16 protein-coding genes are annotated in these 13,803 nt (G+C 34.2%); 6 read left to right on the forward strand and 10 right to left on the reverse strand.

Going from position 1 to position 13,803, the window contains the following annotated elements:
• Window positions 1–368: 368 nt before the first annotated feature.
• Genes ABID46_RS13315 through ABID46_RS13325 form a run of 3 tightly spaced genes read right to left on the reverse strand, consistent with a single transcriptional unit; the run spans window position 369 to window position 2,773 of the window.
• Window positions 369–1,328 (reverse strand): bile acid:sodium symporter family protein, encoded by a 960-nt coding sequence (locus ABID46_RS13315; RefSeq protein WP_354510924.1) that lies wholly within the window; start codon window positions 1,326–1,328, stop codon window positions 369–371.
• A complete protein-coding gene (locus ABID46_RS13320; RefSeq protein ID WP_354510926.1) occupies window positions 1,329–1,865 on the reverse strand; it encodes a hypothetical protein in 537 nt (178 codons plus the stop codon).
• Window positions 1,862–2,773 (reverse strand): hypothetical protein, encoded by a 912-nt coding sequence (locus tag ABID46_RS13325; protein ID WP_354510928.1) that lies wholly within the window; start codon window positions 2,771–2,773, stop codon window positions 1,862–1,864. The genes ABID46_RS13320 and ABID46_RS13325 overlap by 4 nt, the downstream gene beginning before the upstream one ends.
• Window positions 2,774–2,926: 153 nt before the next feature.
• On the opposite strand from ABID46_RS13325, the gene ABID46_RS13330 reads away from it, so the two are divergent.
• Window positions 2,927–3,910 (forward strand): SIMPL domain-containing protein, encoded by a 984-nt coding sequence (locus ABID46_RS13330; protein ID WP_354510929.1) that lies wholly within the window; start codon window positions 2,927–2,929, stop codon window positions 3,908–3,910.
• 79 nt (window positions 3,911–3,989) lie between these two features.
• Window positions 3,990–5,117: a DUF2891 domain-containing protein gene (locus ABID46_RS13335; RefSeq protein ID WP_354510931.1), complete on the forward strand. Its 1,128-nt coding sequence runs from the start codon at window positions 3,990–3,992 to the stop codon at window positions 5,115–5,117.
• On the opposite strand, the gene ABID46_RS13340 is transcribed toward ABID46_RS13335, so the two are convergent.
• Entirely contained in the window at window positions 5,107–5,619 is a 513-nt protein-coding gene (locus ABID46_RS13340) for a hypothetical protein (protein WP_354510932.1), read from the reverse strand. The genes ABID46_RS13335 and ABID46_RS13340 overlap by 11 nt on opposite strands.
• A gap of 108 nt (window positions 5,620–5,727) precedes the next feature.
• Here ABID46_RS13340 and sucD point away from each other — a divergent pair, with 108 nt between their 5' ends.
• The 3 genes from sucD (at window position 5,728) to ABID46_RS13355 (ending at window position 7,955) form a co-directional block, all read left to right on the forward strand.
• Window positions 5,728–6,600, forward strand: coding sequence for a succinate--CoA ligase subunit alpha (gene sucD, locus ABID46_RS13345; protein WP_354510934.1), 873 nt, complete (start codon window positions 5,728–5,730; stop codon window positions 6,598–6,600).
• Between the two features lie 108 nt (window positions 6,601–6,708).
• Entirely contained in the window at window positions 6,709–7,314 is a 606-nt protein-coding gene (locus ABID46_RS13350; RefSeq protein ID WP_354510936.1) for a porin family protein, read from the forward strand.
• Window positions 7,315–7,436: 122 nt separating this feature from the next.
• Window positions 7,437–7,955, forward strand: coding sequence for a DUF4136 domain-containing protein (locus ABID46_RS13355; RefSeq protein WP_354510938.1), 519 nt, complete (start codon window positions 7,437–7,439; stop codon window positions 7,953–7,955).
• Window positions 7,956–8,130: 175 nt separating this feature from the next.
• Here ABID46_RS13355 and mnmA read toward each other — a convergent pair whose 3' ends face one another.
• The 6 genes from mnmA to ABID46_RS13385 form a co-directional block, all read right to left on the reverse strand.
• A complete protein-coding gene (mnmA, locus tag ABID46_RS13360; protein WP_354510940.1) occupies window positions 8,131–9,318 on the reverse strand; it encodes a tRNA 2-thiouridine(34) synthase MnmA in 1,188 nt (395 codons plus the stop codon).
• A 76-nt stretch (window positions 9,319–9,394) separates the two neighbouring features.
• Window positions 9,395–9,721 (reverse strand): DMT family transporter, encoded by a 327-nt coding sequence (locus ABID46_RS13365; protein ID WP_354510942.1) that lies wholly within the window; start codon window positions 9,719–9,721, stop codon window positions 9,395–9,397.
• Between the two features lie 64 nt (window positions 9,722–9,785).
• Complete coding sequence (locus ABID46_RS13370) at window positions 9,786–10,349, reverse strand: Crp/Fnr family transcriptional regulator (protein WP_354510944.1); 564 nt, start codon at window positions 10,347–10,349, stop codon at window positions 9,786–9,788.
• 41 nt (window positions 10,350–10,390) lie between these two features.
• On the reverse strand, window positions 10,391–10,801 hold the full coding sequence (locus ABID46_RS13375; protein ID WP_354510946.1) for an OsmC family protein: 411 nt from the start codon (window positions 10,799–10,801) through the stop codon (window positions 10,391–10,393).
• A 54-nt stretch (window positions 10,802–10,855) separates the two neighbouring features.
• Window positions 10,856–11,614, reverse strand: coding sequence for an exonuclease domain-containing protein (locus ABID46_RS13380; protein ID WP_354510948.1), 759 nt, complete (start codon window positions 11,612–11,614; stop codon window positions 10,856–10,858).
• Window positions 11,607–12,356, reverse strand: coding sequence for a CDP-alcohol phosphatidyltransferase family protein (locus ABID46_RS13385; RefSeq protein ID WP_354510950.1), 750 nt, complete (start codon window positions 12,354–12,356; stop codon window positions 11,607–11,609). The genes ABID46_RS13380 and ABID46_RS13385 overlap by 8 nt, the downstream gene beginning before the upstream one ends.
• Window positions 12,357–12,535: 179 nt before the next feature.
• Here ABID46_RS13385 and ABID46_RS13390 point away from each other — a divergent pair, with 179 nt between their 5' ends.
• The gene (locus tag ABID46_RS13390) at window positions 12,536–13,627 is read left to right on the forward strand and encodes a putative type IX sorting system protein PorV2 (RefSeq protein WP_354510952.1); all 1,092 of its coding nucleotides are present in this window, start codon (window positions 12,536–12,538) and stop codon (window positions 13,625–13,627) included.
• Window positions 13,628–13,803 lie beyond the last annotated feature (176 nt).

Consider the following 13,803-nt stretch of genomic DNA (forward strand, 5'->3'; position numbering starts at 1 on the left):
AGTATAATCTCGTTGCGTCCGTTTGTTCCTTTCGGAATTTAATTCTTTCATAATAAGTCGATTTTGTGTCAACTTATTTTAGGACGGGACAATAAAAAATAAAAAAGGAACTCAGTAATGGGTTCCTTTTTTTGTGGATTCAACTTACTTGTTTTTTATTAATTAGGATATATTTCGAACTTTAGAAAGTTTGCTTTTAAAAGGAATTGATATTTAAATGATATTTTTATAATTAGAATAAACCAATTAAATTTCGATGAACAAACTATCTCACTTTTAAAATGATTTAATAAAAATCCAATCCTATTTCATGTATGAGATCTTTTCTATTTGTGAATTAGGAATTGATATTTTTCTATTCTTGAAATTTATTCTCTCTTTCCCAAACTCGTTGCAATTATACTGATGATGAAAATCTGTATCGCATGAAAAATCATCAAGGGAAGTAAAATAATTCCAATTGGAAAACCTGTAAACAAAATTTTGGCGAATACAGTTCCATGAACCAAGGATTTTTTCGTTCCGCAAAACTGAGCGGTGATTTGATCTTCCAAATTGAACTGCAATTTCCTTGCGATATATCCAGTCAAGAAATAAATAAAGTAAAATAGCGCAAGTACAATTAATGTAATTATTCCTAATTCTTTCCAGCTAACGGAACTAAATACATTGGTTAAAAAGGAATGCGCAAAACTTTTGTAGATGATAATCAGGATGATGAACTGATCAAATCTTGTCAATTTCTTGCTATGCTTCTGTGCAAATTTCCCTAAATATTTCTGTAAGAATAAACCAGCAATTATTGGAAGAAGAATCTCGGTCAATAGTTTCAAATAAATGGAACTGAATTCGAATTCTTGTGATGTATTTTGTATGAAAAGTCCAATCCATAGTGGAGTTAAGACAATCCCAATCAATCCCGAAATACTTGCGTTGAATATTGCCGCTGGAATATTTCCTTTCGCCATGGAAACCATGACAACAGAAGAAGAAACGGTAGAAGGTAATGCAGCCAAAAATAAAAATGCCAACCAAATCATTTCGGAATCTCCACTTGGAAAAAATGGTTTCGCAGCAATTACGAGCAAAGGGAAAATCAAAAATGTGGTGGATTGAACCAATAAATGCAATTTCCAATTGCTCAATCCTTGTTTGATTTTTTCGTGACTTAATTTCAATCCGTAAAAAAAGAAAATCAAGGAAATTCCGATGCTTGCGATTTCATCCAAAGGAATTGGACTATCTTCCCGACCAAAATCAGGGAATACGTAGGCAAGAATTACCGTGAAAATAATCGCTAAAACGAATGAATCTACTTTTAATTTCATTTAGTGAATGTCAATAGTTCCCAATTTCAAAGCCCAAACGGTTTTGGTTTTTGTTCCGAATTTCTTCTGAATAGGTGTAAAATAAATGGTTTGTTGGATGGTTTCTTTTACTATTTTCTTCCCTTTATCAATTTTAAGCGAATAAGAATTTATCCAATGATCGAGTTGAATATTGGAAGAACTTTTTATTTCATTCACTTCAAATTTCCAATTTTTATACTCGATTGACGCCAAAAATTCATCCAGATTCTGATATGAAGTTGATTGATTTTCAAAATTGGGTATTTTGATTGAATTATTTTGAACCAAGGATTCCAAATTGGATTGTATCTGTTTCTTTAGTTTATCATCCTTTGTTTGAGAATATCGGCTTGCATAATCATAGAACTCCAAAATCATGCTATGAGAATTGGACTGATAAGCAGCAATATTTTTCGATGAAAACTGAGCTTGAATTTCTTGTTTGGATTCAATGGTTTGTGAAAAACCATTGGTTGCAAAAATAAGTATGCTTATAAATAGAAAAATACTTTTCATGATTTCTGAATTCTGATGAAGGTTATTTCTTTGTTGGCATTGGTTTCGATAGTCAAAATTTTCATTTTTTTGGTTTCTTGCGTGGGCAAGATGAGTTTCTCCGAAAATTCTTTTTTATTGAGATGTTCCGCACCCAATTCGTCTTTCAAAAAAAGAATGACTTCTAAATCCTCAGACAATATTTTGTTCAATTTTTCTTTCCGAACTTCCCAATCATCCCAATCCGATTCGATGAATCTTTTCAAAACCAAAGCATAATCTTCTGGTTTTATATAAATTTCCTCCACCGTTGAGGAAAGCTGAATTTCTTGTTCTTCGAAATAAGGGCTTTCAATGCTTATTTTATCGCTTGTATTGGGAATTTCTACACGTGAATTTTCCATTTTCAATTTCTTTTTGGAATCATTGGTTAGATGGTAAACTTCTACTTCTGATTCTTGAACAGGTTGTTTGGTGATTTCATTTTTGATTAGGATTGTTTTTTTATTGAGATGAATTGCCCATTCATACACGGTAAAACCAATTATTGGAATCAACAAAACCAAAAAATAACGTTTTCTAAATTTTTTCTTATTCGTATTCTTTTTGGATTTTTTAGAAACTCTTGGTTGTGTCGTCTTTAATCTTTCTTGGTAGGCAAATTCTTCCCAGGAGGAAACTCCTACAAATTTCGAAAAGATATCCAATAAATCTTTTCGTGGTAATTTCTCATTCGTTTCCGATTTCAAATGGGTATAAATCCATTTTTCACTGACCGTTTCTTTTTGATTTTCTTCTATCAATTCAATGAGCTGTCGGATGTCCTTTGAACTAAAATTTTTCCAATCGCCTTGAAAATAAGGATAGAAATCTCGATAAGAATTCAATATCCGATTTTTCAATTCCTGAAAAATTTCTAGTTCGTTCATTTTGCCGATAAAGTTAGGTTTTGGAAGAAAATTTCCTACTGTAAATCTACTGTAAAACTTTGGAAAATCTTTACAGGAAATAGAAAGTCGTTTTGCCAATTGTGAAATTTTATTTGAGGCGATACTTGTGCATTAATTTAAAATTTTCAAAAAATGAAAACAATCTTTAGCCTTTTCACAAGTTTATTTTTCACCCTTTCCTTTGCACAAATTGGAGGAAATCAATTGTACGGAAATACAGATTATTCCAATTCGTATCAAAAAAACAATTCAAATAGTTTAACCAATCTGAAACCTAAAATTTTGACCAATGAAAATTCCATCACTTTGGATATTTCTATTTTGAACCATGTTCAAGCCGATTATTATATGGTCACCTTTGGAGTGAATGAGGAAAATCTATCGGTTGAATTATGTAATACACAAATCAACAAGCGAATCGAGAATTTTATTCGATCAATTGAAAAATTGGGTATTAAAAAATCAGATGTATATGTGGATTTTATTTCGCAAACCAAAATCTATGATCATATTTCCGAAGCAGAAGGAGAGAAGGTCAACATTCAACAAGTGGATGTAGGATTTGAAATCAAAAAGAACATCATTTTCAAATTGAAGCAAATTGAATTATTTGACCAATTGGTTGAATTGGCTTCGAAACAGAAGATTTATAACATCATCAATGTTGAATATTATGCTGACAATCAAGATAAGATTTATGATGAAATGCTTGCAGAAGCTATTTCTATTCAAAAGAAACGAATTAAGCATTTAAACTTAAATGAAAAGGACTGGGATTTAGTGCCCGAATTTACCATTTCGTTTTCATCTGTTCAACCTGGAAATCAATACAAGTCCTATCGAGCATATGAGTCAGGAACTGTTTCCTATAACAATTACTACAACAATAATACTTTGGTTGTACAAAAGGAAGAACGAAAATCGAGAACTTTTTATTTCGATGGTTTACCAACCGATGGATTTGACAAAGTCATGAATGCTTCATCTCCAATTGTAGGTTTGCAATATGTGATGAATGTTCAAATTGTTTATAAAAAGCATCAAGAAATCAATTCTGATAAAATCTATCATCTGATTACGCCAAATGGAGAATTGAAAGAAATTCGTTTGGAATAATCCAAGCCAAAGAAAGAAAACCTTGTCTAGTAAGTTTTGCTTAACAAGGTTTTTTTATCTTTAATAAATTTTTAATCAGATGAAAGTTGCAAATGTATTGATGGGAATAAGTCTAATCGTTATGGTTTCATGCAATCAAAAAGAATCACCTTCCGAAGAAGTGACCAATATTGTTGAAACTTTGGATGATTCTAAGGTAAATTTAGATTTAGCACAAGCCAATCGCTTGGCAAGTTTACCTTTCAAATGTTTGCAAACGGAATATCCCAATAAAACAAGTCAAGTTTTGGACACGAAAGAAGATTTAGGATCTCCGCGTGAATTACATCCGGCTTTTTATGGTTGTTTTGATTGGCATTCGTCTGTTCATGGACATTGGTCATTGGTGAAATTGTTGAAAGACTTTCCAGAATTGAACAATCGTGAGGAAATTTTAGAAAAATTAAAACAAAACATTACCGAAGAAAATATTCAAGGAGAAATTGCGTATTTCAATCGAAAACAGGAATATTCCTTTTCCAGAACCTATGGTTGGACTTGGTTGTTGAAATTGCAAATGGAATTAAATACTTGGCAAAATGAAGACGCGCAGCAAATGGCCAAAAACCTTCAACCATTAACCGATGTTTTGGTTAGTCGATACCAAGAATTTCTGCCGAAATTATTGTATCCAATTCGTGTTGGAACCCATAACAATTCAGCTTTCGGGATGAGTTTCGCCTATGATTATGCCATTCATGCCAAGAATCAAAATTTGAAATCATCGATTGAAGAAGCTGCAAAACGTTTGTATTCCAATGATAAAAACTGTCCGATTTCTTGGGAACCCGATGGATTTGATTTTTTGTCGCCTTGTTTGGAAGAAGTTTCCTTGATGCAAAGAATTTTAAGTCCAGAAGAATTGAATAGTTGGTTAGATGTTTTCTTGCCCGAATTAAAAACCAAAGAATTTGAATTGGAAGTAGCGAAAGTTTCAGATCGTGAAGATGGTCATTTGGTTCATTTAGACGGATTGAATTTTTCCAGAGCTTGGGTATTCTATCGTTTGGCCAAACAATTTCCAGAAAAATACGGACACTTGAAACAATTAGGAGATGTGCATTTGGCGCACTCCTTACCATCGATTGTTGATGGAAGTTACGAAGGAGAACATTGGTTGGCGAGTTTTGCTTTGTATGCGATGTCTGAACGAAATCCTATTGAGTAATATCAAAAGGTTCTATGATGATCATGCCATGGTATTTTTTTTCGTTCACGTCAAAATGATTTTTAATTACTTTCACCGACTCAATATCACTGGGTTGAACGGATTTTAAATAATCAGCATCGATCAATTTCCCGTCAAAAAAATAAAGGATAAATTCTGGCAAATATTCCGATTCTTCAGTTGAATATTTATGAGTATTGATGAAAAGAACGCCTTGTTTGGAAGTGTCGGTCCATATTTTGGTTAAATCCTGTATTTCATTTCCGATGTACGAAACACTTTTAATGTCTTCTTTTTTAAGGTTGTAAATCTCTGTCGGAATTTCATTTAGAAATGTTTTGCCATCAACAATAAAAGTTGGGTTTTGAATGTTTTTTTCACTTGTTTGTGAATGAATTTCTTCATTTAAATACTCATTCAAGCTTCCATGAAATTGATGAATTTGAGCATTGAGAATTCCAAATAAACAAACGGCTAAGATCGATAGGGGATATTTCATCATGATAGTTTTAAATTTCATTGCTTTTCATGGGAAAAATAATATTAATCAGATGAAAAGACTTTGGTAAAAATATGAAATTGGTTACATTTGTCACTCAAAAATTTAACAATGGCAGTTTTAGTAAATAAAGATTCGAAAATAATCGTACAAGGATTCACAGGAAAAGAAGGAACTTTTCACGCAGAGCAAATGATTGAATACGGAACGAACGTCGTAGGTGGTGTAACTCCTGGAAAAGGTGGAACAGAACACTTGGGAAGACCAGTATTTGATACAGTTGCTGACGCGGTTCAAAAAGCGGGAGCTGATGTAAGTATTATTTTCGTTCCACCAGCATTTGCTGCAGACGCTATTATGGAAGCTGCTGACGCAGGAATCAAAGTGGTTATTTGTATCACAGAAGGTATTCCTGTAAATGATATGGTTCAAGTTCAAGCTTATATTGACAACCGTGATGTTACCTTGATCGGTCCAAACTGTCCAGGAGTAATTACAGCTGATGAAGCAAAAGTAGGAATTATGCCTGGTTTCGTTTTCAAAAAAGGAAAAGTAGGAATCGTTTCTAAATCAGGAACTTTAACCTATGAAGCAGCAGACCAAGTTGTAAAAGCTGGATACGGAATTTCAACTGCAATTGGTATTGGTGGTGATCCAATCATTGGAACAACAACCAAAGAAGCTTTGGAATTGTTTATCAATGACCCAGAAACAGAAGCGGTAGTAATGATCGGTGAAATTGGAGGTCAATTGGAAGCAGAAGCTGCAAGATGGTACAAAGAATCTGGTTCTAAAAAACCAGTAGTAGGGTTCATCGCTGGTCAAACTGCACCAAAAGGAAGAACAATGGGACATGCTGGTGCAATCGTTGGAGGAAAAGACGATACAGCTCAAGCAAAAATGGCCATCATGAGTGAATGCGGAATTCATGTTGTCGATTCTCCTGCAGAAATTGGAGTGACCGTTGCAAAAGTTTTAGCATAATTCATTAAGATTATAAGAATTCAAAAAGTCCAAAAGCCAATTTTTTGGACTTTTTTGCGTTCTAAAATTTAGGTATATATTTGTAGCATTAAAATCAACCCAGAAACAATGAGAAACAAAATCGTTTTATTCGCCATCGTTACCTTCTTATTTGCCGAATTCACTCAAGCTCAAATTCGTTTTGGTGCTCGTGCTGCTGGTAGCATTACCAACATCACAGACGTGCATTCCAATTCAAAATCAAGAGGTGGATACCAGATTGGAGTAACAGCTTTGATCCCAATTACCAATAATGATATTTTATTCTTCCAACCCGAAGTTCAATATTCAGCACAGGGAGAATTTGATCAATATTTCAGAAATGATGGTGACTACAAACAAAAGGTTTTTGTGAGTATGATCAATGTGCCAATTTTCGCAAAATTGTATTTTACAGATGCTAGTAGTGAATTTTTCGTAGAAGGAGGACCTTTCTTTGGAATTCAAGTTGGAAATAATACTGATAAATATGATTTCCCAACAGAAGCAGATGACAATGAATACTCAGGATTTGATTTCGGAGCTGGTTTAGGAGTTGGATATAGTTTGAATCGTAATGTGGAATTTTCAGTGAGATATTTAATAGGTTTAACAGACCAAGTAAAAAATGATGCTGCGAATGAATCTAACAAAACTTCCAACTTAAATTTTGGAATTAGTTATTTCTTACCGTAAAGAAAAATCATAGCAAAATATACAAGCTCGGAAATTCCGGGCTTTTTTGTTAAATGAAATGAAATTCTATTAATAGGAATAATTTTTGTGCTAACTTTAATGTCTGATAAAATTGAAAAAAAATGAAACTACAATCTTTATTCGTTTTTGTATTGGCAACCGTATTCATGGTTTCATGTAATACCGTTCGCGTAAGCTATGATTTTGATAGATCGACAGATTTCAATACGTACAAAACATATAATTTCCATCAAAAAGGAATTGATAAATTGGAATTGAATGATTTGGATAAACGTAGAATTTTAACTTCGATTGAAGCGCAATTAAAAGCAAAAGGATTTACCAAATCTGACAACCCAGAATTATTGATCAATGTTTTGGCAAGTTCAAAGGAAAAAATCAATATTGACAATGGATATTATGGTGGTGGATATTGGGGACCTTATTATGGCGGACCATCTCGTGTTTACCAATATACATCGGGTACTATCATCATTGATATTGTAGACGATAAAAAGAATATTTTAATATGGCAAGGTGCGGGAAGCGGACTAAACGTTTCCAATTTGGATTCAAAAGGTGACGATATTCCGAAAGCAATTGAAGAAATTTTAGCGAAATTCCCACCACCTGCAAAATAATAGTTGCAAATGGGACTCTAAACTTTTTTTGTTTTTATAGTTTCAAGCACTTTCCAAGCCCAAATTCAATTGAAAATATTCAGTGAATTTGGGTTTGTGATTTATAGAGATTTTGGTTAGGAAATTCAACTTTAGAATTCCATTGTAATTTCGACCAAAATGAAAATGAATAGTTTTAATTGATCACACCTGAGCCAATTAGTTCGTCATCCAGATACCAAGCAGCAAATTGACCTTCGGTAATTGCAGATTGAGGTTTTTCAAATTCAATATACAAACCATTTTCAGCTTTGTGCAAAATTGCTTTTTGCAAGGGTTGACGATAACGAATTCTCACCATGGCTTCCATGGTTTCATTTGGTTGAATTTTTAAATCTTCACGTACCCAATGAATTTCATCTTCTTGAATAAACAAAGCTTTTTTTAATAATCCAGGATGAGTACTTCCTTGTCCCGTATAAATGATATTTTCTTGAACGTCAGTATCCAGAACAAACAAAGGTTCTACTTTTCCACCAACTCCCAAACCTTTTCGTTGACCTTTGGTAAAATAATGAGCGCCATCATGCGTTCCCACAACTTTCCCCATATCCGAAGTATAGCTAACACCTTTGGCTTCTAAACTTAATTCTTCAAATTTGGAAGCAAATTCAGGTTTTGCTTGAGAATAAATCGGATGGTTTTTATCAATCTCAATGATGTTTCCAGATTTAGGTTTTAATTGTTGTTGTAAAAAATCTGGTAAACTCACTTTCCCAATGAAACATAATCCTTGAGAGTCTTTTTTATCGGCCGTTACCAAATCTTGTTCTTTCGCAATTCTTCGAACTTCCGATTTCTCCAAATGTCCAATTGGAAACAAAGCTTTGCTCAATTGCTCTTGGCTTAACTGACACAAAAAGTAGGATTGGTCTTTGTTATTGTCTTTACCCGCAAGAAGTTGATAGGTTTTTTGTCCGTCGATTTCCATTTCTTCTCTTCTTGCATAATGCCCAGTGGCAACAAAATCGGCTCCCAATTCCATTGCAGTTTTTAGGAATATATCAAATTTGATTTCGCGGTTGCACAAAACATCTGGATTGGGTGTTCTACCTTTTTCATATTCGGCAAACATATAATCCACAATTCGTTCTTTGTAGACATCACTTAAGTCAATTACCTGAAAAGGTATTCCCAATTTTTCTGCGCATAATAATGCGTCTTTACTATCTTCAACCCAAGGACATTCATCTTCCAACGTAACAGAAGCATCATTCCAATTACGCATAAATAACCCAATCACATTGTATCCTTGTTCTTTAAGTAAATAAGCTGCTACGCTTGAATCTACTCCACCCGATAATCCTACAACAACTGTTTGCATCTTGCAAAGTTAAGATTTTTGAAACGGATTTTCCTTTATTCTAATTGGATTCGTTTATGAGACTATATGAGAAAATTTAGTTCGAAACCATTTTCAAACCCACAATCGAACCCACAAGTGTAGTGATGAAGAAAATTCGCCAAAAATTAACAGGGTCTTTGAAGAAAAAGATGCCCATTAAAACGGTTCCAACTGCACCAATTCCCGTCCAAACCGCATAAGCTGTTCCCAAGGGTAAAGTTTGGGTAGCTTTAATTAATAAGGTCATACTGATAGCCAAACAGATTAAAAATCCTGCATACCAAGCGTACATTTCATTTCCAGTTGCTTGTTTTGCTTTTCCTAAACAAGATGCAAATCCTACTTCAAAAAATCCGGCAATGATTAAAATAATCCAGTTCATATCTTTTTTTAAGGCAAATTTCCCGAGATGGAACTAGATATATTTTAACAAATGTTAAATTCGATTATTTAATTTCAGCACGTATTCGACTCAAACTAACTTGAGTGATGCCTAAATAGGAAGCAATGATTTTCAAAGGAACACGTTGGATGATTTCAGGATTTTCTTTCAATAATTCAGCATAGCGGTCAGATGCCGACTTGAATTGGCGAGAAAGAAATAATTTCTCTGTTTTGATCAATTCTTGTTCCGCTAATTTTCTTCCCCAATTGGCGATGTCAATATTGGTGGAATAAAGTTCTTGAAGGTCAGAGATTCGTATTTCGTACAAGGTAGAATCCTCAATTAATTCTATATTTTCATAACTTTTCCTGTGCGAAACATAACTTTGCATGGATAAGATAGGATCACCTTCTGTACCAAACCAAAAACTAATGTCTTTATCGGGAGAATTGAAAAAAGCTCGTACAACCCCTTTTTTGATGAAATAGAGATAATGCTCCATTCGCTCAGATCCCAATAAAATATGTTTTTTAGGGAAATGCTTTTCCTCAAATTTTGAAAGCAAAAGGATTTTAGATTCGTGTTTAATTGGGTGTATGGAGTCTATTAGAGAAGGTAAATCCATTGAGTAGTGTTAGAATTTAAGAAAACTTAGGAAAGTCAAATTTAATTAGGCCATTGAAATTCAATCGTTTTTTTGGTGTCTTCAGATAGACTTAGAAATACTGGGCATGTTAAGGCGGCATTTTCCAAAATTGCTTTTTCTTTTTGCAAATAGGTATCTTGACCTTTCACGTTTAATTTCACAATGATTTCCCCAATTTTTCTAGGCGCAGCGGTCATAATTTTTGTGATTTCAACTTCTGTTCCAGTAATATTGATAGAATGTGTATTTCCTGCAATTCCCATGATAGTCAACATACAACTTCCCAATGCTGTCGCAACCAAATCGGTCGGTGAGAAGCGTTCACCTTTTCCGTTGTTATCTATGGGAGCATCGGTTTCAACTTTTGATCCCGATGATAAGTGTGTCATTTCTGTTCGTAAATTTCCTGTATAGGTAATTTTTGATGTCATAGTAAACGGTTTCTTTTCTTAAATGTAAGGAAATTTTGGATAAATCGTCAAGTTTTATCCGATTCCCAAACGAATTTTAGTAAAAACTTTCTTGGTATACAATGGAAAATCAGCATTTTGAATCCAGCTATAATAACCTTGGTCTTTTTGAAAAACTTCACGGACAGATTGTCCTTTGTATTTACCAAAATTAAAGACTTCATTTCCTTTATCATCAATTCCGATCATTCCTGCTAAATCTGCAGTCTTACGTTGAGAAGTATATTCGCTTAAGAATTTGATGTCATTTTCCAAATCTTCATATCGTTCGATCTGAGCTTTGAATATCTCATAGGTTGCTTCTACATCTGCTTCTGCCGAATGGGCGTTTTCCAAGTTTTTGTCGCAATAGAATTTGTAAGCTGAACTTAAATCTCTTGGTTCTTTCTTAAAGAAGATTACTTGAACATCGACCAATTTATGTTTTTCCAAGTCCAAATCAATTCCCACACGCAAAAATTCTTCTGCCAATAAAGGAACATCAAATCGATTGGAATTATAACCAGCCAAATCAGCATCTTTCATCATGTCCCAAATTCTAGGAGCAATTTCTTTGAATGTAGGTTCATTGGCAACATCTTCATTGGTGATTCCGTGGACAGAAGTTGCTTCAGCCGAAATCGGCATTTCAGGATTCACCCGAAGTGTTTTGCTTTCTTTGTTTCCGTTTGGAAAAACTTTTAAAACAGATATTTCGACAATTCGGTCTTTCCCAACATTGATTCCGGTCGTTTCCAAATCAAAAAAGCAAATAGGTTTATGTAAATTAAGCATGAACAATGTTTTTTCTAAATACAATAGATATAATAATATAGAATAGGATAATCAAAGGCAGCGAACTTACCCAAAAAACACCCAATAAAATCAAACTAATGAATAAAAATAGATATTTATAGTGATTGTCTTTCCAAGCCAATCCTTTGAATTTAAATGAAAATAATGGAATGTTTGAAATCAATAGATAACAAGACAAGACCAATAAAACCAAAAGAATCACCAAATCATATTCGGGAGAAAGAATTTTCCCATTTTGAACATACATCCAAAACACAGAAAAAATCAACAAAGTATTGGCAGGCGTAGCCAAACCTTTGAAATAAGTGGATTGTTCCGTATCGACATTGAATTTAGCCAAACGCAAAGCCGAAAATAAGGTAACAAACAATCCAAGTATCCCTAAAAATCCGCCCATCATGTGTTCGGTATAATTAGTTATCATCACATACATCATCAAACCTGGTGTAAGTCCAAAACTGACCATATCTGCCAATGAATCCAATTGAATTCCGATTTCTGAATTGATTTTAAGGGCTCTTGCAACCATTCCGTCGAGTAAATCCAAGAATAAACTACCCATCAACAAACCAAAAATGAGATACAAAAGCACACCTTGTGAATTGATGTGACTAAGAGATTCCTTGTTATTCCCAATGAATTCATTCAAGCAAAGGATAGTCACACAGCCGCAAAGCAAGTTCCCGAGCGTTAATAAATTTGGTAATGTAAAAAGTTTCATTAAAAAATATTAAAAGCAAATTTCCTTTTCAGAACTTCGCAAAACGAACCACGAAGATAACAACATTTCTTACGCAATAAAAAAACGGATTTTATGTTTTAAAGAAAACAATCGATTTTTGCTAGGTAAAATTGACGTAGTTTTGCCAAATTAAATTTGCCATAAACTCATATATAGCTTTGAAACTGAAAATTACATCTTTTCTTATCCTTATTAGTTCCTTGAGCTATGCTCAAGCATTTCGAAAATATTCCAACGAATTTTTAAACATTGGAGTAGATGCTCGTGCATTTGCAATGGGAAATGCAGTGGTGGCAAACATTAATGATGTCAATGCAGCCTATTGGAATCCGGCAGGTTTAACAGAAGTCTACCATGGACCTCAATTGGCAGCCATGCATGCCGAATACTTTCAAGGAATCGCCATGTATGATTATATAGCAGGAGCCATGCCGCTAGAAAACAATGCTGTAGTCGCTGCTTCTCTTTATCGATTTGGAGTGGATGATATTTTGAATACAACTCAGTTGATCGATTCCCAAGGAAATATCGATTATGATCGTATCAGTAAATTCTCAACCGCTGATTATGCCTTGAAATTGTCTTATGCGGGATATTTTTTAGGAAACAAAAACATTGCGGTTGGGGCAAACGCCAAATTGGTTTATCGTCACATCGGGAAATTTGCGAGTTCATTCGGTTTCGGAATTGATCTAGGATTGCAATACCGTACCCAAGACAGTTTCTTTTTTGGATTGATGGCGCGTGACATTACAACCACATTTAACGCTTGGTCTATCAAAGAAGATGAACTCAACGGATTAACCGTAACCGAACCTGGTACTGGAAATCAGCAGACGGTCAACGATTTGCCAGAAGAAACCATTGAATTAACCATGCCGAAACTTCAATTTGGAGTAGGGAAGGACTTTAAAATCAGCGACAAATTCAATGTGATCGGTGAGATTGACCTAAACTTCCAGTTTGCTCAAACCAACGATTTGGTTTCTACTAGCGCATTGAGCTTTTCACCTGCAGCCGGTTTTGAAGTCGGATATGACAATATGGTGTTTTTGCGAGGAGGAGTCAACAACTTCCAATACGAAACCACTTTTGATGGAGACAAAGAACTGACCTTCCAACCCAATATTGGATTAGGATTCAAGTACAAAGGAATTTCCTTGGACTATGCTTTGACCGATGTAGGAGATCAGAGTATTGCTCTTTATTCCAACATTATTTCCTTAAAAATAGACTTAGGAGCATTTTAAAACCATCCATTTATATTTCTTGAGCGATTCTACTTGCTCGATTATCTTATATATAAAGAAGAAAAGTAGGGGCTCACAACTCGACCGGGCTATCCATTACACTTACGAAGTATGTACCGCAGGTAATCCCTACTGCGAGGAAGTAGGAAGTAGGAAATGTGATGGTGTTTATGTCA

This window comes from Moheibacter stercoris (genome assembly GCF_040545805.1).
GTDB classification, from domain to species: Bacteria; Bacteroidota; Bacteroidia; order Flavobacteriales; family Weeksellaceae; genus Moheibacter; species Moheibacter stercoris.